This is a genomic window from Paraburkholderia phenoliruptrix, from assembly GCF_902859825.1.
Lineage (GTDB): Bacteria > Pseudomonadota > Gammaproteobacteria > Burkholderiales > Burkholderiaceae > Paraburkholderia > Paraburkholderia phenoliruptrix.
The window spans coordinates 34,318-57,742 of sequence record NZ_CADIKB010000018.1; the positions used below are offsets into that span (position 1 = coordinate 34,318).

Sequence of the window (23,425 nt, forward strand, 5' to 3'; positions counted from 1 at the left end):
ATGGCCAACTGAATTGCATCTTCATTGCCGGCTTCGCTGCCAACTTGTCGCCGGCTTGACTGCCGGTCTTGCTGCTCGATATGGCAAACCTCGACGCTTCACCGGACTCGCCGCTGCGGCCCGGCTCCTTCACGCTGCCGTGGAAGCCACGCAGCGTTCATGCACCGCTCGCGCTACACCGGCGCGCCGAGAAAAACCGGCTCGGGCAAACCGCGCCGCGCCGGCGTCGCGATAAACACGCCGCCCGCCCGCGAATCCGCGGCAAGCGCGGCTGCGTCGAGACCGACACGCGCGCTCGTGATGTACAGCGTGCCCAACTGCGCGCCGCCCAGCGCGACGCAACTCGGCTGCACCGTCGGCACCTCCACGCGCTCGGTTTCGACGCCGCCCGCGCCATAACGCACGACGCGCGCACCGCCCCATTGCGCGTTCCACAGGCCGCCGTCGCGATCGACGGTCGAGCCGTCCGGCTCGCCGGTGGCATCGGCAAGGCGCGTGAAGAGGCGATCGTTGGCGACACTGCCGTCTGCGCCGTAGTCGCAGGCGCGGATTTCACGCGTCGGCGAATCGCAGTAATACATCGTCGCGCCGTCCGGGCTGAACGCGATGCTGTTCGAGATGGCGGGCGCGGGCAGCGGCAAACGCTCGAGCGTGAGGTCCCGATTGAGCCGGTAAAACCCGCCGATGGCCTGCAACGGCGAGCCTTCGTCTTTGGTGCCGAACACGAAACGCCCTTGCCGGTCGCAGCGACCGTCGTTCACGCGCGTGTTCAGACCTGGCTCGACGTCGACGATATGACGCGTTTCGCCCGTCGCCAGATCGAAAAACGCGAGCCGCGACGCGAGGCCGAGCAACAGGTAATGCGGATCCGCGCACAGTGCGAAGGTGGCGAGGCGCTCGGGCATCGCCCATGAGGTGCTGCGGCCGTCCGCGGGATCGTAGCGCCACAAACGCGCGCCTTCGATATCCGTCCAGTAGAAGCGGCCGGTCTGCGCGCACCATGTCGCGCCTTCGCCCAACGTGCACTTGCTGTCGACGACGAGCGCGGCGCGCGACGTGCGCGTGGCGGCGCCCGCAGCGACGGCGGCCGTCACGCCCAGCCTCCGTCCACGACGATATCCTGCGCGGTGATCATGCGGCTGTCGTCGGCGGCGAGGAACAGCGCCATGCGCGCGAGGTCGGCGGGCTGCAGTTCCGCGTCGATGCACTGGCCTTCCTTGATCGCGCGGCGGCCTGCGTCGTCGAGCCACAGGCGCTTCTGCTTCTCCGTCATCACCCAGCCCGGCACGAGCGTGTTCACACGAATGTCGAAGTGGCCGAGGTCGCGTGCGAGACCGCGCGTCAAACCTTGCACCGCGGACTTCGACATCACGTAGACGGGATAGCCGCCGTTCTTCAGCATCCAGCTGATCGAGCCGAGGTTGATGATCGAGCCGCTTTTCGCCGCCTTCATGTCCTCCATGACCGCCTGCGCCGCGAAGAACTGATGACGGATGTTCACCGCGATGCCGGCGTCGAAAGATTCGCGCGTGACTTCGCCGATGCTGTGACGCTTATCGTTCGCGGCATTGTTCACGAGCACCTGGATCGGGCCGATCACCGCTTTCACGTCGGCAATCGCTTTTTGCAGCGCGTCGACGTCCGTCAGATCGCACGGCAGGAAAAGCGGCTTGTGTTTCGAGTCGCCGAGTTCGTCGGCGAGCGCTTCGCCCGCCGTCGCGTCGATATCGAAGAACGCAACGCGTGCCCCTTGCGCCGCGAAATGCTCGACGAACGATGCGCCGATGCCGGTCGCACCTCCCGTGACCAGCACGGTGCGGTCGACAAGACTCGGGTAGCGCGCGAAGGCGTTGTTCGCGAGGCGCTCGTTTGCATTGGCCGGAGACGACATCGTTCGATTCCTTTATTAAAGCGGGATGAAGGGTTGAGTCACGAAATCAGTCGCGCGACCCGCGGTTTTTCAGCTGGTCGAGCAGCACGGCGGCGAGCAGGATGGCACCGCGCACGAGGTACTGATAGAACGCGTCGATGTTCATCAGATTCATCACGTTCTCGACGGTACCCATGATCAGCACGCCGATCACCACGCCCGAAATCGTCGCGCGGCCGCCGAGCAGCGACACGCCGCCCAGCACGCACGCGGAGATCACGTTCAGCTCGAAGCCTTGCGCGGCATTCGGCTGACCCGACGTAATGCGCGAGGCCAGAATCACACCGGCGAGCGCGGTCACCGCGCCCTGGATCAGGAAGATGTAGACGCGCGTGCGCTCCACGTTGATACCGGCGAGGCGCGAGGCTTCCGGATTGCCGCCGATGGCAAGCGTGTTGCGGCCATACACAGTCTGATTGAGCATCACGCCGAACACGATAAAGCACAGCAGCGTGACCCAGATCGGCAGCGAGACGCCGAAGAAGCTGAGGCCGCCCAACGCAATGAAGGTATCCGACGACACGCCCACAGCCTGGCCGTGCGACACGATAAAGCCAAGGCCGCGCACGATTTCCATGGTCGCGAGCGTGGTGATCAGCGCGTTGATGCGCAGATAGGCGATCACGGCGCCGTTGACGAAGCCGATCACCGCGCCGGCCGCCACTGCCGCAACGATCGCGATGAAGGTGTTGTCGGTCGCGTTGAGCACCATCGCGCACAGCACGCCGGCAAATGCGACGGTGGAACCGATGGAAAGATCGAAGTCGCGCGACGCGAGGCAGAACATCATCGTGCACGCGACCATGCCGATCTGCGAAATGGACAGCGCGAGGCCGAGCATGTTCTCGATCGAGAAAAAGTGGTCGACGGTCAGCGACATCGTCACGAACATCACGAGGAAGATGAGGATCAGGCTGTACTCGGTGATCTGCTGCCACCACTTCGCCTTGTCGCTCGTCTGCGGAATCAGCGCGTCGGCGGCGCTCTTGGCGGCCTGTTGCGCGAGGTTTTCTCTAGCTTGCATTTGAAGACTCCTCCCGTTCCCCACGGGTTGCCGGACTTTCGTCCAATAATGTTCAGGCCGCCTGTTGAGCGGCAGTTCCTGGCAGTGCGGTCGAGCTTTGCGGCAACGCGAGGCTCAACACCGCTTGTTCCGTCGCATCCTTGCGGGCGAGCTCGCCGGAAATCCGGCCCTGGCGCATCACGACAATGCGGTCGGACACGCCCAGCACTTCCGGCAGTTCCGACGAAATCATCACGATCGCGCAGCCGCGTTCGGCGAGCTGATAAATCACGTTATAGATTTCATGCTTCGCGCCGACGTCGATGCCGCGCGTCGGCTCGTCGAGAATCACCACTTTCAGATCCGGTTCGGCGAGCCAGCGCGACAAAATCGCTTTCTGCTGGTTGCCGCCCGACAGAAAGCGGATTTTCTGGCGGCGGCTCGGCGTCTTGATCTTCAGCAGCTTGATGAAACGGTCCGCGGTTTCCGCTTCTTTCTTGCGGTCGAGGAACACGCCCGCGCGCAGATAGTGGCGCCGGCAACTGATGTTGATGTTCTCCGACACGGTCGCCATGGCGACAATGCCTTCTTCCTTGCGGTCTTCCGGACACAGCACGATGCCGTGGCGAATCGCTTCGCCCGCACTCTTCACGCGAATCGGCTTGCCGTCGAGCAGCAGTTCGCCGCCCTTCTTGTGCTCGGTGCCGTACACGAGATGCATCAGTTCGCTGCGGCCCGCGCCCACGAGTCCGAAAAAGCCAACGATCTCGCCGCGCCGCACTTCGAAGCTGGCCGGCTGGGACAGCGCGTGACCTTCGATCGCCTTCGCCGCAAAGCGCACTTCACCGAGCGGCCGCGGCGAATAATTGTAGATGTCCGAAATTTCCCGCCCCACCATTTCGCTGACGATGGTGTCGCGCGAGACGCCTTCGAGCGTCGCGTGCGAGGCGACCTTGCGTCCGTCGCGGAAAATCGTGCAGGCGTCGCATAGCTCGTAGATCTCATCCATGCGATGCGAGATGTAGATCATCGCGCGGTTGTCGGCACGCAGATCGCGCACCAGCTTGAACAGCACCTCCGTCTCGCGATGCGACAGCGAGCTCGTCGGTTCGTCGAGCGCAATCACGCGCGCATTGCGCAAAAGCGCCTTGCAGATTTCCACCATCTGCCGCTGCGCGATGGACAGCTTGCGCAACTTCGCGTCGGGATCGAGCGCGACGCCCATTGCTTCCAGACGCTCACGCACGAAGCGCTTGGCGTCGCGCTTGTTGACCCAGCCGAACGAATTCGGCAACTGGCCGAGCAGCAGATTTTCCGCGACCGTGAGATCGGGCACGTATTGCAGTTCCTGGTGAATGACCGCGATCCCGGCCGCAATCGACGAAGCGGCGCTCGTAAAGCGCACTTCTTTTCCGTCGATCATCACGCGGCCCGAGTCGGGCTGATATTCACCGCCGAGAATTTTCAGCAGGGTCGACTTCCCTGCGCCGTTTTCGCCCATCAGGCCGTGCACCTGGCCGACGTTGACGTCGAAAGACACACCGTCGAGCGCACGCACGCCTGGAAAGACTTTGCCGATATTGTCAAAACGTAGCGTCGCTGACACTTCGCCTCCTCTGTCGATCTTCGCTGTTGCCGGCGCAGCCGCGCGAAAAAAGCGGCGCGCCGGCAGTTCACTTCGTCGCGTTGCGCTTATTTCGAAGCCAGACCCATCTTCTCGCGCACTTCGCCGACGTTCTCACGCGTGGCCAGCATGCCGGTCGTCAGCGTAAGCGGGGGCGGTGCCTTGCCTTGCGTGATCCAGTCGTACATCAGCGTGGAGGTTTCCTCGCCGTGACGCTTCGGGCTGATGATGACCGTGCCGAAGAAGCCCGTCGGGTTCGGCTTCTTGAACTCGTTCAGCGCCGAATCCGAACCGCCGATGCCGATGCCGATCATGTTGTCGGCCTTGAAGCCGCGGCCTTCCGCTGCGCGCACCGCGCCGAGCACGGCTTCGTCGTTCAGGCCGTACGCCACCCAGTGCTTGAACTGCGGGTTCTTCGTGAGCGCGATGTTGGCGGCGTTGAACGCGTTTTCCGTGTCGGTCTTCGCTTGCGGCGCGGCGATCACGTTGGCCTTCGGGAAGCCGGCGGCGAGCAGTGCGTCGGTGGCGCCGCTCGTACGGTCATGCGCGGTCGGCAGCTGTTCGTACGTCACGTCGATCGCGCCGACGTCCTTCATGTCCCAGCCGCGCTTCTTGATTTCGGCGGCGAGGCCGTCGCCGACCTGCTTGCCGATGTTGTACGCGGAGATGCCCATATGCGGCACCGACGCGATCGGCTTGCCCGCGCCGTCCACGAGACGGTCGTCGACGGTCATCATCTTCAGGCCGTCGGCCTTCGCCTTGGCGACGATGCCCGGTCCGAGCTTCACGTCAGGCGTGCAGATCACGAAGCCCTGCGCCTTTTGCGCCGACAGGTTGTCGATAGCGCTCATCACTTTTTCGCCCGACGGCGCGCCGATCTTCACGAGCGTGAAGCCCTTTTCCTTGGCGGCGATTTCGGCGAACTTCCATTCGTCCTGGAACCACGGTTCTTCCGGCTGCTTCACGAGGAAACCGATCTTGACCGGGTCGGCGGCTTGCGCGACCGGTGCGTTGAAAAGCACACCCGCCGCCGCTGCTGCCAGCGTGAGGAAAATTCTGCGTTTCATGTTGTGTGTCTCCTGACTAATTGATAACGAGAAGGTATCGGCCGCGTCTTCTTGTACCGGTTGTGACACACGCGGCCAGCGCGTCGTCCGGTGAAACGGTGCTGCGTTGTCTTCTTCAGTCGTGGTACAGAACCGAGCGTCCGCCGTCCACGGTGATGCAGGTCGCGTTGATGAAGGGCGCCTCGTCCGATGCGAGGAACACCGCTGTCATCGCCACTTCTTCCGGGCGGCCAATGCGCTTCATCGGCTGCAAATCGATCGTGGCCTGTCTTGCCGCAGCCGGATCGGGCTGCTCGTTCCACCAGTCGTGCGTCAATTGCGTCTCGATATAGCCAGGCGCAATGGCATTCACGCGGACGTTGCGCGGCGCGTATTCAATGCCGAGCGCGCGCGTGAGGCCGATCACGCCGTGCTTCGCGACCGGATACGGAAAGCAGCCCGGAATGATCTTGAACGCATGCGTCGACGCGATATTCACAATGCTGCCCGCGCCGCGCTCGACCATGCCCGGCAGCACCGCGCGGCAACCGTTCCAGACGCCGTCGAGATCGACCGCGAAGCAGCGGCGCCAGTCGTCGTCGGTCATCGTGAGCGGGTCGCAAAAGACGTTGATGCCCGCGTTGTTCACCAGCACGTCGACGGGGCCGAGCGCGCTCTCCGCTTCGCTCACGGCGTGCTGAACCGACGCCGATTGCGTCACGTCGGTCTGCACGGCGAGCACGCGTGCACCGGTTTCCGAGCGGATCTGCTCGGCCGTCTGCCGCGCGGTGTCGAAGTCGAGTTCGGCAAGCGCCACCGCCGCGCCTTCGCGAGCAAACGCAAGCGCGATCGCCGCGCCGATGCCGCGGCCGGCGCCGGTGACCAAGGCGACTTTGCCGGCAAGCCGTGTCATTTCTTTGCACCCGCGCGGGCAACGCGCAATCCGTTGATGAACGCCTTCGCGTGCGAGGCCGTCACGGCCGCGCTCTGGCCGGGCTTGTACAGCGCCGAACCGAGCCCGAAGCCGTTGGCGCCCGCGCTCAGAAACGGCCCCATGTTGTCCGGCGTGATGCCGCCGACCGGCACGAGCGGCACCTGCGCCGCGATCACCGCGCGCCACGCCTTCAGGACCTGGCAGCCGAGCTGCTCGGCGGGGAACATCTTCAGCACGTCGGCGCCGTTCTTCAGCGCGATGAACGCCTCGGTCGGCGTCGCCACGCCCGGCGCGCACGCCATGCCTTGCGCTTTGGCCGCGCCGACCACTTCCGGGTCGCTATGCGGCATGACGATCAGTTCGCCGCCCGCGGACTTCACGTCCTTGACGAAACTCGGATGCAGCACCGTCCCGGCACCGACGATCGCATCGGCGGGCAGCGCCTTGCGGATCGCGGCGATGCTGTCGAACGGCTGCGGCGAATTCAACGGCACCTCGACGATGCGAAAGCCGGCCTCGTACAGCGCCTGACCGTGCTCGGCCGCATCGGCGGGCGTCACGCCTCGCATGATCGCGATCAGCGGACATGCCTCGAACGCCGCGATCAAACCCGCATGCGGCATGTACGGAGCGGGCAGATTGATGTGAGGTTGCATGTCGGTTCCCTATTTCGTGGATGACGGCGCGGCAGCCTCGCCGGCGCGCGCCGCGTGGGCGACCGGCTCGACGAGCCCCGCCTCTGAGGCGACGCGCCACAAGCCGCGCTCGGTCGCATGTCTGACGAGCTCGGCCTGGGTGCAGCCGAACTGTGCGAGCGCGACGCGATAGCGCTCGCACAGCGCCTCGTTGCCGATGAGGCGCAGGCTCTGGCCCGCGAGCGAACTGTGCTGCTGCGCCAGCACGGCCTCGAGACCGGCCAGCTCGTGCCCGATCAGCAGGCCGGACAGATAATCGGGCTGCTGCTCGCGCGAAAGCTGCCCCGTCAGACCGAGCGTGCGCGAACTGAAGACCGTGGCGAGCACGCCCGCCTGTCCCTTTTCACGAGCGATGGCGACGCCGCGCAAAAACGCTTCGGAGTCCGGACGATCCGGCGTGACCATCGTGCGTCCGAGAATCGTGTGTTCGCGCAGTGCGCCGAACACTTCGCCGGTCATGAAAGTATGAAAACGTTCGATGCGGCCGCCCTGCACCACGGCCCATTTGGCGTGCGTGCCGGGCAAGCCGATCAGTGCGCGTTTGCCGTCGTCCGTGCGGTCGAGGTCCTGACCCAATGCGCCGAAGATTTGCGTTTCTTCGCCGCGCATCACGTTGGGCAATTCGCTGCGTTGCAGTACGCCGGGCACGATGTGCAGCGTCGCGCCGCACGCCGCCTGCACACGCACGATGCCGGCCGCGAGCGCGTCGGCGCTCGCGGGTGTTTCCACATAGGGCGCTTCGAGCCAGCCTTGCGCGCTGCCGACCATGCCGGCCGCAATCACCGGGGTGCCGGGCGCGGCGTCGAGCCAGGCGCCGCAGGCGTCCTGGAAAGCCGCGTCGAAACCGCCCTGTTCGGCGCTGCGCGGCAGATTCATGATGCCGGCCGTCGATGCGCGCGTCGCCAGCACGTTGCCGGACGCGTCGTAGAGATACGCGCGCAGCGACGTCGTGCCCCAGTCGAGCCCAATCAGGGCCGCCTGACCGCTGCGTTCTGCGTCGGCGCCCGGTTTTGCGTTGACTCCGGCGGCGCCGGCTGCGACCTCTGCGTTCGACGGAGTGGGAGAACCCGCCTGTTTCATCGCTTGATCCTGCGGGTTGTGGGTTGCGGGGCGCGCCAGCCGAGTTCTTCGGAGATCGCGCGCGCTTCGCGCTGCACCACCGGAATGAGCTCGTCCATGCGTTCCAGCGACATGTAGGGAATCGTGCTCGCCACTGACAGCGCCGCGACGATCGCGCCCGACGCATCGCGCACCGGAGCCGCGACGCAGCGGATCGACGCTTCGTTCTCCTCCAGGTCGAACGTGTAGCCGCCGGCAGCGTAATTCGTCATGCGCTGCATGAAGGTCTGTGCGTCCGGGCGGTTGTCGGGTTTGAACGTGACGCTCGCGAGCGCGCGGCGCGAGGCGTCGAAAAGCGACTGCCACAGCTCGGGCTTGAGGTCGAGCATCATGGCCTTGCCGATGCCGGTCGACGCGAGCGGCATGCGGTGACCGACGCGCGAGCGCATTTCGAGGCCGCGCGTGCCGGGAATCTTGTCGATATAGAGCACGTCGTCGCCGTCGCGCACGCCGAGGTGAATGGTGTCGAGCGTCTGTTCAGCGAGCGATTCGAGATGCGGACGCGCGACCGCGGTCAGCGGCATCTGCTCGAGCGCGATCGTGCCGAGTTCGATCAGCTTGGGACCCAGCAGATAGCCGCCTTGCACCTGGCGCAGGTAGCGCGCCTGCACGAGGCTGCTCACCAGCCGATGCGTCGTGCTGCGCGTCGTGCCGAGCGCTGCGCCGAAGGTGCGCAGATCGCGCACGCCGGCAGCGGCCGCCTCCAGAATCGCGAGACCGCGCAGGAGCGTCTGGGTGCCGGCCTGTTGCGGCGTGATGTCGAGCAACGTGCTCGGCAGCGCGATTTCGTTGACGACGGCGGGCTGCGCCGCGGCGCGGGGCGCTCTCGCGCTCGCTGCGGCCGTGGTACGCGGCGCGGCGCTCGACGCATGATCGGCACGCGGCGCCAGATCGGCTTGCGCCGGGCTTTCGGCGTGATGGGGCATCGCTTTGTTCATGGCGATTCGCTTTTCGGTGGTTTCTGCGCTTACAGCGCGGGGCCGGAGAGCGGGCCTTGGGTGCGCGCGACGGTGCGGGCGCGGACGTGCTGCCTGGCGGTTCGGGTCGGCATTTGGCTTTGTCTCCGTGTTGTTTTTTGCTCTTGCAGAGCGGTGTCTGCTTGTTGCAGTGGATTGTAGGGCGGTTTTTGAGAAAGCTCCAATATGTGATGGGTGTGGTCAGATAATGGGATTTTTTTGCTGCCGTGGGGTTCTTTGGACTCCCTTGGCCTTTCCTTGAGTTCACGGTGGTCTATTAGCGTTGCCCCTGTGCGGGGCGGCACCTACTTTCTTTGCATGCCGCAAAGAAAGTAGGCAAAGAAAGCGGCTTTACACCGCCAGCTTATAAGTGGGGCCCCTCGCTTGGAGGGGGCAGTGGTGCATCTGGAATCGGTGCCCTCGCACATTCGGACTCAGTGACAAGGCAGTCATGCTTCCCGCCTCGCACTGCGTGCTCGCCGGAAGGGTCGGGCCCGACCCAGTCGCTCGCGATTACACGCGGTGGGGCCGTCGGCTGCGCCTCGGCGAGGTGCTGATGGGTCTTAGGGAGGGCAGCGCCGGGTTTTGTGGAAGCGCAATCGGCGCGCGTCCTGGCTAGGGACCGGCGCAACTGACATACAAAATGATCAGGAAACCAAACAGAACGGGGAGCCGTTCAACGGAGGGTGGTGTTGAGAACGACCGCTGCGGCGCGCGCAGCGTCGCCGGAAGAATGACGGCCTTGTCACTAAGTCCGGATGTGCGAGGGCACGGATTCCAGATGCACCACTGCCCCCTCCGAGCCAGGGGCCCCACTTATGAGCTGGCGGTTTGAGCCCGCTTTCTTTGCCTACTTTCTTTGCGGCGGCAAAGAAAGTAGGTGCCGCCCCGCACAGGGGCAACACCGATAGACCACCGTGAATTCAAGGAAAGGCCAAGGCTTTTAAAACAAGAAAAAACCAAAAGCGCGCCGCAGGCTCACTCGGGCAATTCCGCCGCCCCCATCCTCCCGGCAATTACCCGCGACCTCGCCGCCAGATACCTCGACCCGCGATGCTCATCGAAATACCTCGGCTGCGGCAGCATCACCGCGAGCCGCGCCGACTGCGCCGCCGTCAGCGCGCTCGCCGACGTCCTGTAGTAATACCGCGCCGCCGCCTCGGCGCCATACACGCCATTGCCCCACTCGACGGAATTCAGGTAGATCTCGAAGATGCGCTCCTTGTCCATCAAGGTCTCCAGCATCCACGTAATGATCAGCTCCTGCCCCTTGCGGATATAGCTTTTTTCGCGCGACAAAAAGAGGTTGCGCGCGAGTTGCTGCGTGATCGTCGAGCCGCCTCGCACAATCTTGCCCTTCGTCTTGTTGCGCTCCCACGCCTGCAGAATCGCGTCGGTTTCGTAGCCGTTGTTGTTGACAAAATTCGCGTCTTCCGAGGCAATGATCGCCCGCTTCAGATTGCGCGAGATCTGCTCATACGGCACCCACGTGCGCCGGATCGCGAGATCGGGCCGCTCGCGCGACAGGCGCCACGCGTCCGAGCGCATGTAAGCCGTCGAACGTGGATTCACGTAGTTCCACACCGCGATCTGCGCGAAGTAATACACCTGTGTCGCGAGCCACGCGAACACCAGCACGGCGACCCCATAACCGATCCATCGCGCCGGACCGGGCCGGCTCGCGCGCCGCGTTGCTGTCATCGTGGTCTCAGGCCTCGTGGGAATGCGGTGATGTCGCGAACTTCGCGCGTCAGGCGTGCGACGGCGCGCTCAACAGCGCGCGCAGTTCCGCGAGCACCGGCGCGCCGTCGGGCCGCACGCCGCGCCACACATAAAACGATTCGGCCGCCTGCTCGACGAGCATGCCGAGGCCGTCGGCGCCTCGCGCGCCGAGCTTCTGCGCGTGCTCCATGAACACGGTCGGATGCGCGCCGTACATCATGTCGTACGCAAGCGTGCCGGTGCCGAACGCGCCGTCGTCGCATTCCGGCACCGACGCCTCCAGACTGCCCGCCGTTGCATTGACGATCACGCCGTACGCCCCCGGCTCGATTGCGCGTGCGTTGCCGCCGGTGAGGCGGCAGCCGGCGTCGCGCGCAGCCTGCGCGAACTGGTCGACCAGCGCTTCGGCCTTCGCGCCCGTGCGGTTGACGATGGTGAGCGAATGCGGCACGCGCTCGAGCATCGGCAGCACCACGCCGCGCGCCGCGCCGCCGGCACCGAGCAGCAGAATGCGCGCGCCCTTCAGCGGCACGCCGAGATTGACCTCGATGTCGCGCACGAGCCCGAAGCCGTCCGTGTTGTCGCCGTAGACGCCGTTCGAATCGACGCGCAGCGTATTGACGGCGCCGGCCGCGGCCGCGCGCGGCGACAGCGTATCGGCGAAAGCGTGCGCGTCGAGCTTGAACGGCACCGTCACGTTCAGGCCGCGGCCACCCGCTTCGATGAACGCGCGCACGTGCGGCACGAACGCGTCCACCGGCGCGAGCAACGCGCCGTACTCGACCGGCTCGCCCGTCTGCGCGGCAAAGCGGCTGTGAATGAACGGCGATTTGCTATGGCCGACCGGATTGCCGATCACCGCATAACGGTCTTTCGTCTTAGTACCGCTCATCGCCCCGGTTCCGTGATGTGTTGCCCAGCGGCGGCATTCGTGCCCTCGCCGCCGGGCGCGCTGTCGGCGTCGCTGTCGTCTTTCGCTTCGCCATTCTCGTCGCTGTCGGACTCGACAGCGGCTTCGGCCTGTGCCTCAGCTTCGCTCTCGGCACTTTCGTCCGATGCGTCGACGATCTCGTCCTCTTCACCTTCGTCGGCCTCGTCCGCTTCGCTGCCGCTCGTGACAGTCGGCGCATCCAGCACATGCAGAAGACGCACGGATGCCTCGACCGTCAACTCGTCAATCGACATCACTTCCATTTGCAGGCGCGTGCCGCGCGCATGCACGCCGAGGCCCGGCACATGCAGCAGCAGCGGAATCTCTTCGAGCCGCACGAGATCGCCCTTCACGACCGACGCCACCACCTGCTTCCTGTTCTCCTGCTTGAGCCAGCGCAGGCACCAGAAATATTCCATGCGGCGCTGGTGATCGGCGTAGGCACTGTAGGTATCGTCGAAACCTTGCACGACGGCGAACAGGTCGGCGTCTTTCGGCTTGAACGGCGCGGCCAGCTTCGCGGTCACGCCGTGCTGCACGCACGCGAGCAGCTGCCACTGATTCACCAGATCGACATAACGGCGCAGCGGCGACGTGCTCCACGCGTATTGCGTGACGCCGAGCCCTTCGTGCGGCGCGGCATTGGTCTGCATGCGCGTGCGCTTGGGGCCGGTCGGCGCGCCGAACGCCCGCTGCGTGCGATAAATGCCCGGCACGCCATGATCGTGCAGAAACGCGCCCCACGAGGAGTTCGCGAGAATCGCCAGTTCCGCGACGATCGTGTCGAGCGGCGACCCGCGCCGGCGCGGGGTGATCGTGATGTGCTCGCCGTCCACGTAGAAGTTGAAGTCGGTATTGCGCTGCACTTCGCGGCGCAGGCCGTAGCCCGCGCGCGCGGCCTGGCGCTTTTCGAACAGTGCCTGCGCGAACGGCCACAGCACGGCAATGTCGTCCTTGTGCGGATAGTCGCCCGTGCCGGCGGCGAGCGCTTCTTCGGTGACGAGTTCGTCGAGCGTGTTGTGCCGCAGATTGTTCTTCACGAACACGCGTTCGGCGCGTGTTTCGCTCGCAACGATTTCCTGCGTCTCGCGGTTGACGATCACATACAGCGACAGCGCGGGGCGCAAGCCGCCCTCCGCGAGCGTGAACGCGTCGACGACGCTGTCGGGCAGCATCGTGATCTTGTCGCCCGGCATGTAGACCGTCGACAGACGCGCGCGTGCGATCGCGTCGATCTCGTCGCCGCGCTGAATGCCGAGCGCCGGCGCGGCGATGTGCACGCCGATCCGCACGCGGCCGTCCGCGAGATGTTCGACGGAAAACGCGTCGTCGATTTCAGTGGTCGTAATGTCGTCGATCGAAAACGCCTGGACCTCCGCCTTCGGCAGATCGTCCGGCAAGCCGCCGAGCGTAACCGGCGGAAAGCCGGTGCCGTGCGGGAAAAACTCCGCGAGGAATTTCGCCTCGTGCAGCGCGCGCGCCGACGGAATCGCGCCGCATTCCAGCATCAGACGCGCCTGCGAAATGCCGCGCGCGGCCGCCGCGGCTTCCAGCGCCTTGTATTCGATGGTGTTCTTGTCGGGCTTCGTGAGCAAGGCGAGCGCCGTCTTGCCGCTGAAGGCCTCGGGCAGGCGGCCGGCCTTCAGCTCTTCCTCGTAGCCTTGCTGCACGAGCGCCTGTTGGCGCTTGCGCTCCAGACCGGCGAGCGCCATTTTCAGCTGCTCCTGCGGAGCGCGCTGATACATGCCGCGGCCCTTACGACGGAAATAGACCGGCGCGCCATGCATGCGCAGCACCAGCGCCGCGCGCTCGGTCGGGCCGAAGCGCTCGCCGAAATATTCCGCGCCCAGGGTGGCGAACGGAAACTCCTCGTCGGGCGCGCATTCCCACAGGAAGTCGAGATCGATGTCCTGCGCGACGGCGTCCGCCTCCTGCATCAGTTCGGCCGCGCCCGGTTTTTCGAACTCGATCAGCACGTCTTTCGCGCGCACCTTCGCGCGCCGGCCGCCCGGCAACTCGACCTGAAACGCATCGCCCTGGCGCGACAGCACGCTGCCGGCCTTGAAACTGCCCGATTCCTCGAAGAAAACGTTCACTCAATACTCTCGTCTGACTTGCATGCGCCGGCGCGGGCGGCACGGCAACGTGTTCGTGATGATGAATCCGCCGCGCGCCACGGCGCGCAGGCGGCATGAATTCTGATGACCGGCGGCGTTTCCGCTGTCGGACGGCCGGCTTTCAGCACCGCGCCGGTTAGGTGCGCTGCGGGTGCTTCCTTGTGTTCAGGCCGCTTCGCGCGGCGCCGGCGGCTCTTCGTGCCCGGCGTCGCAGAAGGCCAGCACGTCGTCGAGGTAGTCGGCGAATTCGCTGATCGCATGGTCGCTGCCTTCGATCAGCGTAGTCCGCGCGCCGGGATAGTGCGCGAGCATTTCGCGGTAGTCGAGCACTTCGTCGCCGGTTGCGGCCAGCAAATAATAACGTTCGGGACGCGTGATCGCTGTCACACTGAGCGCCCGCAATTCGTCAAGATGATGCGGCTCGACGACGATGCTGCCGCCGCCATGCCACAGCGGCTGCTCACCGAGATAGGCGCTCAGGTCGCGCTGCGGCACCACGGCTGGGTTCAGCAGCACCGCCGGCCAGCCGTGCTTTTCCGCCAGATAAGTGGCGAAGTAGCCGCCAAGCGAACTGCCTATCACCGTCACGCCGCTGGGGTCGTGCTTTGTGTCGCGCGTTGTGTCGTGCCCGGCCCCGGCGGCGGCCACCAGCGACTCCACAAGCGCAACCGTCTCGAACGGCGAAACCGGCAGCATTGGGCAGCACCATTCGTCGGCGCGGCCCAGCTCGGCGAGCCGCGCCGCCAGGAGGCGCGCCTTGAACGAATTGGGCGAAGACCGAAAACCGTGCAAATAGAGAATCACGTGGCGCCTCGCGCGGAGAGGGCGTCGAGCAGCTTCTGATGCACGCCGCCAAAGCCGCCGTTGCTCATCACGAGAATCTGGTCGCCGGGGCGCGCGGCGTGAACCACGGCCTTGACGAGCGCGTCCAGATTGTCGAAGGCTTGCGCCTTGGCGCCCAAGGGCGCGAGCGCTTCGCCCAGGTTCCAGCCGAGCGCGTCGCGGCCGCTCGGCGCGCCGTAGCCGAACACGAGGTCGGCGTCGGCGAGACTGCCCGGCAATTGCGCCTTCATGACGCCGAGCTTCATGGTGTTCGAGCGCGGCTCCAGCACGGCGAGAATGCGCGTGTTGTCGCGGCCCACGCGCGCGCGCAGACCGGCCACGGTGGTGTCGATCGCAGTCGGATGATGGGCGAAGTCGTCGTATACAGTCACGCCGTCCACGCTGCCGCGCACTTCCATGCGCCGCTTCACGTTGCGAAAGCTCGCCAGCGACCGGGCCGCCTGCGCCGGCGGCACGCCCACATGGCGCGCGGCGGCAATGGCGGCGAGCGCGTTCATGCGGTTATGTTCGCCCTGCACTTGCCACTCCACCACGCCCACGCGCTCGGCGTTGTGGTACACGGCAAAGCGTTCGTCGACGGGCACACCGTCTTCCGCAGGTTGGGTTTCCCAGCCGCCCTGCACGCCGAAGCGTTCCACTTCGCTCCAGCAACCGCGCGTCAGCACGCGCTCGAGCGCATCTTCGCGGCCATTGGTCACCACCCGGCCAATCCGCGGCACAGTGCGAATCAGATGATGAAACTGCGTCTCGATCGCGGCGAGATCCGGGAAGATATCGGCGTGATCGAACTCCAGGTTGTTCAGGACGGCGGTTTTCGGCCGGTAGTGGACGAACTTCGAGCGCTTGTCGAAGAAGGCGGTGTCGTACTCGTCCGCCTCGATCACGAAGAAGCTCGAATCCGTGAGCCGCGCCGACACGCCGAAGTTCAGCGGCACACCGCCAATCAGGAAGCCTGGGTTCAGACCGGCGTCTTCCAGCAGCCACGTCAGCATGGAGCTCGTGGTCGTCTTGCCGTGCGTGCCGGCCACCGCCAGCACCCATTTGCCGTTTAGCACGTGTTCCCCGAGCCATTGCGGACCGGACACGTACGGCAGGCCGCGGTCGAGAATCGCTTCCATGAGCGGATTGCCGCGCGACACCACGTTGCCGACCACGAACAGGTCGGCGTTCAGACCGTTCAGCTGTTGCGCGTCGTAGCCCTCGATGAGCCGGATGCCTTGCGCCTCGAGCTGCGTGCTCATGGGCGGATAGACGCCGGCGTCGCAGCCCGTCACCGTGTGGCCCGCGCCGCGCGCGAGGACCGCGAGACCGCCCATGAACGTGCCGCAGATACCGAGGATGTGGATGTGCATAAGCCTGTCGTGCCGCGCGGGCGTTATTCCTGGAAGAGCCCCTTCTCCGGCGTTTCGCCAGACCCGGGAGGGCCAGAAAAACCCGGCTGGCCGGCGCTTTCCTGTGAGGGATGTGAGATGAGCGGGCAGCCGGAACGGCTTCCCGCAAAGCACGCTATTGTAACCGACGCCTCCCGAACGCCTAAGCGCTCTCGGCCGCCGGGAGCGCCGCGGGCAGCCGCTCCGAGCCGCCAGAAAGGGCTGTCATCAATCTCTAGTATGATGGACGGATGGTTCGCAAATCACATTTTGATCCGCAGCGCGTGCGTGAAGAAATCGCCATCGCGGCTGCGCGGCTCATCGCGGAAGACGGTCTCGACTATGCCACGGCCAAGCGCAAGGCGGCCAGGCAGGTCGTGGGGGAAAGCCGCGTCGCGGGGGAATGGCTGCCCGATAACGACCAGATCGAGGAAGAAATCCGCGAATATCAGTCGATCTTTCAAGGCGACAGTCAACCGGCGTTGCTGCGGCGTCTGCGCCGTATCGCAGTGGAATGGATGGAGCGGCTCGCGCCGTTCAATCCCTATCTGACGGGCGCCGTGCTCGGCGGCACGGCAGGGGAACACTCCGACATTCACCTTCAGGTGTTCTGCGACAACCCGAAAGAAGTCGCCATCTACTTTCTGAACGCGAATATTCAGTACGACGTGTCGGAAACGCGCCATTTTGCTGGGCGCGGCTACGTCGAAACGCTCAGTTTCCTGTGGCGCCCGCCGAGCGAAGGGCGCGACTCAGAACCCGTCGGGGTGCACGTCGCGCTGTACGAATCGGACGACCTCCGCGGCGCGGTGAAGGCCGACGCGCGCGGACGCACGGCGCGGGCGAACCTGCAGGCGGTCCAGTCGCTTCTCGACAGCAGCGGCGTCGCTCCTTCCACTAATTAAATTCGCATCATGAACTTGAGACGGATTCTGTTCGGCGCGGTCGTCGCCGTGATTGCTGCCGCGAGTGGCATGCTGGCTTACCACTGGCTGAACGGCAATGCCCCCAGCCGGAGCGACAACGACGGCGTCAGCAAAGTCGCGCACGGCGGCCAGCCGGCCTACAGGGAAAGCGCCGTCGCGCAGCTCTGGGCGGCGCCCGTAACGACGGCCGGCGGCAAGCCCGAATCGCTGACTGTGTTCAAAGGACGCCCAATCGTCGTCAACTTCTGGGCCTCCTGGTGCGGCCCATGTGTCGAGGAAATGCCGGCGCTGTCGCAGCTTCAGCGCGACTATGCGAACAAAGGCATCCAGTTCGTTGGACTTGGCGTGGATTCGGAGAAAAACGTCCAGACTTTCCTGCAGAAGGTGAAAGTGGCCTATCCAGTGTACGTAACCGGTTTTGGCGGCGCCGATCTCGCGCGAGCCTTCGGCAACACGGCGGGCGGCCTGCCGTTCACCGTCGTGATCGACGCAAAGGGCGATATTCGTTCGACAAAATTGGGCCAGATCGATCCAAAAATACTGAAACAAACCCTCGACGCGCTCTAGATTTCACAATCTTTTCACGTTGGTTTGCTGCGGAAACGCGCAAAATTGAGCGCAAATCGCTGGCAATTCGTAGAAGTTGGACCGCCGCCAAGATGCCAAAAAACGGCTTGCGGTGCTTCGTCCGTGCATGAAACTAGACAAGTTTCTCTAATCAGCGCTAAAGTGCGCCCAATTCCACGGAAAAAGAAGCGACCATGACGCGACTGCTGGTACTCCACGGCCCCAACCTCAATCTTCTCGGCACCCGGGAACCCGAGGTCTACGGCCGCGTGACTCTGCCGCAGATCGATCAGGCGCTCGCCGACCGCGCGGCCGACGCCGGCGTCGAGCTCGCGTCGTTCCAGAGCAATCACGAAGGCGCACTCGTCGATCGCATTCAATCCGCGCGAACTGAAAAGACCGATTTCATTCTGATCAACCCGGCCGCGTACACGCACACGAGCGTGGCGATCCGGGACGCACTGGCGGGCGTCGGCATTCCGTTCGTGGAGATTCATCTGTCGAACGTGCATCGTCGCGAACCGTTCCGGCATCACTCGTATTTCTCCGACCAGGCGGAGGGCGTGATCTGCGGCCTCGGCTGGAAGGGCTATCTGTACGCACTGGAGTTCGCGCTCGACCGGCTCGCCGCCGGCTCGTCGCGGGCCTGAATCAACAACACGTCTAATTGCGCCGGCCGCACGCGCGCCGGCATCCACGCATTGAAAGGGGCTTCCTGATGGATCTACGTAAACTGAAAACTCTGATCGACCTCGTCTCGGAGTCGGGTATCTCCGAACTCGAAGTGACTGAGGGGGAAGGCAAGGTCCGCATCGTCAAGAATGCGCCGCCGGTTTACGTGCAACCGTCCGCCTCGTACGCGCCGCAGCAGTTCGCGCAAGCCGCGCCCGCCAACGGCGGCGAAGCACTGCCCGCAGCCGCCGCAGCAGGCGCACCCGCCACCCCGGCCGCCGCGGCTCCGCAAGGCCACGTGGTGACGTCGCCGATGGTCGGCACGTTCTACCGTGCGCCGTCGCCGGGTGCCGATCCGTTCGTGCAGGTCGGCGACACGGTCAAGGAAGGCCAGACGATCTGCATTATCGAAGCAATGAAACTGCTGAACGAAATCGAGTCGGACAAGTCCGGCGTCGTGAAGGAAATCCTCGTCGAAAACGGCCAGGCAGTGGAATACGGCCAGCCGCTGTTCGTGGTCGGTTAAACGCGGCGCGCATCGCCTTTCGCGCGCATGCCGCCCGCGCGCCCGTGCACGAGCCCTCTCTGTTGCACGGAGCGCGCGCCCGATCCTCTGAGGCAGCCGGTGTTGTGAACGACCCGGCGCCCACTGATGAGTCGAAAACCCGCTATGTTTGAAAAAATCCTTATTGCCAATCGTGGCGAGATCGCGCTTCGCATCCAGCGCGCCTGCCGCGAACTCGGCGTCAAGACGGTCGTCGTCTATTCGGAAGCCGACAAGGAAGCCAAGTACGTGAAGCTCGCCGACGAGGCGGTCTGCATCGGCCCGGCGCCCTCCAATCTGAGCTACCTGAACATGCCGGCGCTGATCAGCGCGGCGGAAGTCACGGACGCCGAAGCGATTCACCCCGGCTACGGCTTTCTGTCCGAAAACGCCGACTTTGCCGAGCGTGTCGAGCAGTCCGGCTTCACCTTCATCGGCCCGCGTCCGGAAACCATCCGCATGATGGGCGACAAGGTCACGGCGAAGCAGACCATGATCAAGACCGGCGTGCCCTGCGTGCCCGGTTCGGAAGGCGCATTGCCCGACGATCCGAAGGAAGTCGTGAAAATTGCCCGCCAGATCGGCTACCCGGTGATCATCAAGGCAGCGGGCGGCGGCGGCGGCCGCGGCATGCGCGTCGTCCACACGGAAGCGGCGCTCGTGAATGCGGTCAACATGACGCGCGAAGAAGCGGGCCGTGCATTCGGCAATCCGCAGGTTTACATGGAGAAATTCCTGGAGAACCCGCGGCACATCGAAATTCAGGTGTTGTCCGATTCGTTCAAGAACGCAATCTGGCTCGGCGAGCGCGACTGCTCGATGCAACGCCGTCATCAGAAGGTGATCGAAGAAGCGCCGGCGCCGGGTATCGCGCGCCGTCTGATCGACCGCATCGGCGATCGTTGCGCGGACGCCTGCAAGAAGATGGGCTATCTTGGCGCCGGTACGTTCGAGTTCCTGTACGAAAACGGCGAGTTTTACTTCATCGAGATGAACACGCGCGTGCAGGTCGAGCATCCGGTGACGGAACTCATCACGGGCGTCGACATCGTCCAGGAACAGATCCGCATCGCGGCCGGCGAAAAGCTCGCCTTCCGTCAGCGCGACATCGTGTTCAAGGGCCATGCCATCGAATGCCGGATCAACGCTGAAGATCCGTTCAAGTTCATTCCGTCGCCGGGACGTTTGACGTCGTGGCACATGCCGGGCGGCCCCGGCATTCGCGTCGATTCGCATGCCTACAATGGCTATTTCGTGCCGCCGAACTATGATTCGATGATCGGCAAGCTGATCGCTTACGGCGCGACGCGCGAGCAGGCGATCAAGCGGATGCGCATTGCGCTCTCCGAAATGGTTGTGGAAGGCATTCAGACGAACATCCCGCTGCATCGCGAATTGATGCTGGATGCGAAGTTCGTCGAAGGCGGCACGAGCATTCACTACCTCGAAAACCGGTTGGCCGCGAAGCAGCAGGCCGCGCCGGAAGAAGCGTAAGTCATGAGTTACCGGGAACTGGTCGCCGAACTGGCACGCGAGCACGCGGAGGAACTGTCCGACGCGCTGCTCGAGTTGGGCGCGCTGTCCGTGTCCGTCGAAGATGCGGACGCCGACACGCCCGACGAGCAACCGCTCTTCGGCGAGCCCGGTCTCACGCCCGAACGCACCGCGTGGCAGCGCTCGCGCGTGATCGCCTTGCTCGCGCCGGAGCACGAGCCGGCGGTGTTGCTTGCCGCCGCGTCGAACGAAATCGGCCTCGCCGAGGCGCCGCCCTTCAGCGTGCGCGAAGTCGAGGAACAGGACTGGGTGCGGCTCACGCAGTCGCAATTCGATCCGATTCCGATTGGCGAGCGCATCTGGGTGGTGCCGTCGTGGCATGACGCGCCGGACCCGAACGCGCTGGTGCTCGAACTCGATCCCGGCCTCGCCTTCGGCACGGGCAGCCATCCGACCACGCGTCTTTGCATGGAATGGCTGGAGCAAGCCGTGCAGCCGGGACAATCGGTGCTCGACTACGGCTGCGGCTCGGGCATCCTCGCGATTCTCGCGAAAAAATGCGGCGCCGATCCGGTGTTCGGCGTCGACATCGACCCGCAGGCTGTCGAGTCCGCGCGTCACAACAGCGAGCGCAACCGCGCGGAAGTCACCTATGGCTTGCCCGACGCGTGTCCGGCCGGCGAATTCGAGATCGTGGTCGCCAATATCCTGTCCAATCCGCTCAAGCTGATGGCCTCGATGCTGTCGTCGAAGGTCAAGCCGGGCGGTCGCATCGCACTGTCGGGCATCCTGGCGCGACAAGCCGACGAGGTCGCGCAGGTGTACGCGCGCTGGATCGACATCGGCGTATGGCGCGAACACGAAGGCTGGGTATGCTTAACGGGAACGCGCCGCGAAAGCCATTAGAATAAGGCGTATTGTCCAACCAACAGCCTCGCGGCTAACCGGCTCAATATGCTTCTGGCGACGCGCTGCCCCTTCTGCGAAACCGTTTTCCGCCTGCAACCCACGCAGCTCGCGCTGCGTCGCGGCCTCGTGCGTTGCGGGCAATGCCACGAAGTATTCGACGCATCCGGCAGCCTCTACGACATCAGCGAAGGCGGCGACTTTTCCACTGCCAGACACGTGTCCGCCGCGGCGGCCATGGAGGCGCTTTCCGGCACGCGGCCGAGCGGCGCCGACTTCAGCCCCGCCGCGTGGGATCCCTGGGCGCCCCGGCCCACGCCGCTTTTCGAGGAACGCTTCCGTCATAACGCGGAGAACGTTTCAGCCGGGCCGCGCTACACCGGCGCCCGCGCGGACGCCCCCACGCCCGCTGCGCCGGGCCGCGCGGCAGCCGGTCCGGAGTTGTCCGCCGGGGCGTCAGGTGCGTCAGGCGCTTCAGGTGCCGCAGCTCGGCCCGACCACGAGCCCGTGCTTGCGGACGCGCCGCTCGAACCCTTCGCGTACGAGGACGAGCCGGCGAATGAGCCAACAAGCGAACCAACCAGCAAGCCGTCCGCCGACGAAGCTCCGCGCGTCTGGCATAAAACGGAGCGCCTCGCTGGCTCTCCGGCCGACGAACCGGTGTTCAATGAACCGACGAGCTTCCACGGATTTCCCGACAACGAACCGCATTTCGGCACCACCGGCGTAGGTGCGGCCGGCCTCGGCACGACGCATCCGCATCCGCATCTGGACGATCCGGACCTGCGCGGGCCGGCACGTGCGGCTGCGACGCCGGGCGGCGAGCCGTTCTCGGTGAACCCCGTGAACGACGACGCCGATCCGTTTCCGGTGGTGCGCGAAACGCGTCCGGCCGAGCCGCAGCGTCTTGCGTGGATCATCGGCGGATCGGTGGCGGCGGGACTGCTCGTGATCGCCCTGCTTGCGCAGCTCGCGTGGTGGCAGCGCGAAACCGTGCTCGTCTATCTGCCGAGCACGCAGGCGTTGTACGCGAAGGCATGCGCGCAGCTCGGCTGCCAGATCACGGCGCCGCACGACATCGACGGTCTCCAGGTCGAGCCGTCCGATCTGCGCCAGGTCGACGGGCCGCACAAGCTCGAGTTGCGCATGCCGCTGCGCAACCGCTTCAACGTCGCGCTCGCCTATCCGGCAATCGAACTCACGCTGCTTGACGACCAGAACAACATTGCGCTGCGCCGCGTGCTCTTTCCGCAAGACTACGTGCCGCCTGGCACGCCGATCGCGGCCGGCCTGCCGCCGCACATGACGCAAACCATGATCGTGCGCCTCGACACCGGCAACGCGGTCGCCTCGAATTTCCGCGTACAGATTTTCTATCCGTAACGCATCCCCGCGTGCCCGGCTCGAACCGGGCGCGTTCACCGTCATCACTGACGAACTTTCGGAGCACAACAACATGAGTCAAGTCACGCTGGGTGGTAACCCGATCGAAGTAGCCGGCACGTTCCCGTCGGTCGGACAGACCGCTCCTGCTTTCTCGCTGGTCGGCAAGGACCTGAAGCCGCTGTCGCTCGCCGATTTCGCCGGCAAGCGCAAGGTGCTCAACATTGTCCCGAGCCTCGACACGCCGACCTGCGCGACCTCCACCCGCAAGTTCAACGAAGCTGCCGCGAAGCTCAGCAACACGGCCGTGATCGTCGTGTCGGGCGACCTGCCGTTCGCCGCCTCGCGCTTCTGCACGACCGAAGGCATTGAAAACGTCGTGACGGCCTCGACCTTCCGCGGCCACGAATTCGCCCAGGCGTACGGCGTCGACGTGACGAGCGGCCCGTTGACGGGTCTGACGGCGCGCGCCGTCGTCGTGATCGACGAAAACGACAAAGTCGTGCACGCGGAACTGGTCGGCGAAATCAAGAACGAACCGAACTACGACGCTGCACTTGCCGCGCTGAAGTAAAACTTCAGCGTAGGACGACCCGGCGCCGCGCTCAACGCGCGGCGCTGTCACATCGTCACTTCCATTTCT

General features: G+C 65.0%; 22 protein-coding genes. 8 read left to right on the top strand and 14 right to left on the bottom strand.

Going from position 1 to position 23,425, the window contains the following annotated elements:
• Positions 1-173: 173 nt before the first annotated feature.
• From HV711_RS18470 to mpl, 14 genes are all read right to left on the bottom strand, one after another.
• Entirely contained in the window at positions 174-1,094 is a 921-nt protein-coding gene (locus tag HV711_RS18470) for an SMP-30/gluconolactonase/LRE family protein (protein WP_035484273.1), read from the bottom strand.
• Positions 1,091-1,891, bottom strand: coding sequence for an SDR family NAD(P)-dependent oxidoreductase (locus tag HV711_RS18475; protein ID WP_028362794.1), 801 nt, complete (start codon positions 1,889-1,891; stop codon positions 1,091-1,093). Before HV711_RS18475 ends, HV711_RS18470 begins: the two co-directional genes overlap by 4 nt.
• 46 nt (positions 1,892-1,937) lie before the next feature.
• A complete protein-coding gene (gene araH / locus HV711_RS18480; protein WP_013589635.1) occupies positions 1,938-2,954 on the bottom strand; it encodes an L-arabinose ABC transporter permease AraH in 1,017 nt (338 codons plus the stop codon).
• Between the two features lie 52 nt (positions 2,955-3,006).
• Positions 3,007-4,539, bottom strand: coding sequence for an L-arabinose ABC transporter ATP-binding protein AraG (gene araG, locus HV711_RS18485; RefSeq protein WP_013589636.1), 1,533 nt, complete (start codon positions 4,537-4,539; stop codon positions 3,007-3,009).
• Positions 4,540-4,625: 86 nt separating this feature from the next.
• The gene (locus HV711_RS18490; RefSeq protein ID WP_013589637.1) at positions 4,626-5,624 is read right to left on the bottom strand and encodes an arabinose ABC transporter substrate-binding protein; all 999 of its coding nucleotides are present in this window, start codon (positions 5,622-5,624) and stop codon (positions 4,626-4,628) included.
• Between the two features lie 115 nt (positions 5,625-5,739).
• Positions 5,740-6,516, bottom strand: a complete 777-nt coding sequence (locus HV711_RS18495; RefSeq protein ID WP_035484275.1) for an SDR family oxidoreductase — start codon at positions 6,514-6,516, stop codon at positions 5,740-5,742.
• Positions 6,513-7,193 (bottom strand): 2-dehydro-3-deoxy-6-phosphogalactonate aldolase, encoded by a 681-nt coding sequence (locus HV711_RS18500; protein ID WP_035484277.1) that lies wholly within the window; start codon positions 7,191-7,193, stop codon positions 6,513-6,515. The genes HV711_RS18495 and HV711_RS18500 overlap by 4 nt, the downstream gene beginning before the upstream one ends.
• A gap of 9 nt (positions 7,194-7,202) precedes the next feature.
• On the bottom strand, positions 7,203-8,312 hold the full coding sequence (locus HV711_RS18505) for a 2-dehydro-3-deoxygalactonokinase (protein WP_035484279.1): 1,110 nt from the start codon (positions 8,310-8,312) through the stop codon (positions 7,203-7,205).
• Positions 8,309-9,289, bottom strand: a complete 981-nt coding sequence (locus HV711_RS18510) for an IclR family transcriptional regulator (RefSeq protein ID WP_028362788.1) — start codon at positions 9,287-9,289, stop codon at positions 8,309-8,311. Before HV711_RS18510 ends, HV711_RS18505 begins: the two co-directional genes overlap by 4 nt.
• A 996-nt stretch (positions 9,290-10,285) precedes the next feature.
• Positions 10,286-11,008 (bottom strand): monofunctional biosynthetic peptidoglycan transglycosylase, encoded by a 723-nt coding sequence (mtgA, locus tag HV711_RS18515; protein WP_013589643.1) that lies wholly within the window; start codon positions 11,006-11,008, stop codon positions 10,286-10,288.
• A gap of 49 nt (positions 11,009-11,057) precedes the next feature.
• Positions 11,058-11,921: a shikimate dehydrogenase gene (aroE, locus tag HV711_RS18520; RefSeq protein ID WP_035484281.1), complete on the bottom strand. Its 864-nt coding sequence runs from the start codon at positions 11,919-11,921 to the stop codon at positions 11,058-11,060.
• Positions 11,918-14,056 carry a ribonuclease catalytic domain-containing protein gene (locus tag HV711_RS18525; RefSeq protein ID WP_035484282.1) on the bottom strand — a complete coding sequence of 713 codons (2,139 nt, stop codon included), beginning with the start codon at positions 14,054-14,056 and terminating at the stop codon, positions 11,918-11,920. Before HV711_RS18525 ends, aroE begins: the two co-directional genes overlap by 4 nt.
• Positions 14,057-14,242: 186 nt before the next feature.
• A complete protein-coding gene (locus tag HV711_RS18530; protein ID WP_013589646.1) occupies positions 14,243-14,881 on the bottom strand; it encodes a YqiA/YcfP family alpha/beta fold hydrolase in 639 nt (212 codons plus the stop codon).
• Positions 14,878-16,272: a UDP-N-acetylmuramate:L-alanyl-gamma-D-glutamyl-meso-diaminopimelate ligase gene (gene mpl / locus HV711_RS18535; RefSeq protein ID WP_013589647.1), complete on the bottom strand. Its 1,395-nt coding sequence runs from the start codon at positions 16,270-16,272 to the stop codon at positions 14,878-14,880. Before mpl ends, HV711_RS18530 begins: the two co-directional genes overlap by 4 nt.
• 269 nt (positions 16,273-16,541) lie before the next feature.
• Between mpl and HV711_RS18540 the strand changes: the two genes are divergently transcribed.
• From HV711_RS18540 to tpx, 8 genes are all read left to right on the top strand, one after another.
• Positions 16,542-17,195 carry a hypothetical protein gene (locus tag HV711_RS18540; RefSeq protein WP_013589648.1) on the top strand — a complete coding sequence of 218 codons (654 nt, stop codon included), beginning with the start codon at positions 16,542-16,544 and terminating at the stop codon, positions 17,193-17,195.
• 9 nt (positions 17,196-17,204) lie between these two features.
• Positions 17,205-17,783 carry a TlpA family protein disulfide reductase gene (locus HV711_RS18545; RefSeq protein WP_028362451.1) on the top strand — a complete coding sequence of 193 codons (579 nt, stop codon included), beginning with the start codon at positions 17,205-17,207 and terminating at the stop codon, positions 17,781-17,783.
• Between the two features lie 194 nt (positions 17,784-17,977).
• Entirely contained in the window at positions 17,978-18,433 is a 456-nt protein-coding gene (gene aroQ, locus HV711_RS18550) for a type II 3-dehydroquinate dehydratase (protein ID WP_013589650.1), read from the top strand.
• 68 nt (positions 18,434-18,501) lie between these two features.
• Positions 18,502-18,981: an acetyl-CoA carboxylase biotin carboxyl carrier protein gene (gene accB / locus HV711_RS18555; RefSeq protein ID WP_013589651.1), complete on the top strand. Its 480-nt coding sequence runs from the start codon at positions 18,502-18,504 to the stop codon at positions 18,979-18,981.
• Between the two features lie 144 nt (positions 18,982-19,125).
• Positions 19,126-20,493, top strand: coding sequence for an acetyl-CoA carboxylase biotin carboxylase subunit (gene accC / locus HV711_RS18560; protein WP_013589652.1), 1,368 nt, complete (start codon positions 19,126-19,128; stop codon positions 20,491-20,493).
• Positions 20,494-20,496: 3 nt separating this feature from the next.
• On the top strand, positions 20,497-21,399 hold the full coding sequence (gene prmA / locus HV711_RS18565) for a 50S ribosomal protein L11 methyltransferase (RefSeq protein WP_013589653.1): 903 nt from the start codon (positions 20,497-20,499) through the stop codon (positions 21,397-21,399).
• A 48-nt stretch (positions 21,400-21,447) separates the two neighbouring features.
• On the top strand, positions 21,448-22,782 hold the full coding sequence (locus HV711_RS18570; RefSeq protein WP_035484284.1) for a zinc-ribbon and DUF3426 domain-containing protein: 1,335 nt from the start codon (positions 21,448-21,450) through the stop codon (positions 22,780-22,782).
• A 73-nt stretch (positions 22,783-22,855) separates the two neighbouring features.
• Positions 22,856-23,356 carry a thiol peroxidase gene (gene tpx / locus HV711_RS18575; RefSeq protein WP_013589655.1) on the top strand — a complete coding sequence of 167 codons (501 nt, stop codon included), beginning with the start codon at positions 22,856-22,858 and terminating at the stop codon, positions 23,354-23,356.
• The last annotated feature ends 69 nt before the right edge of the window (positions 23,357-23,425 follow it).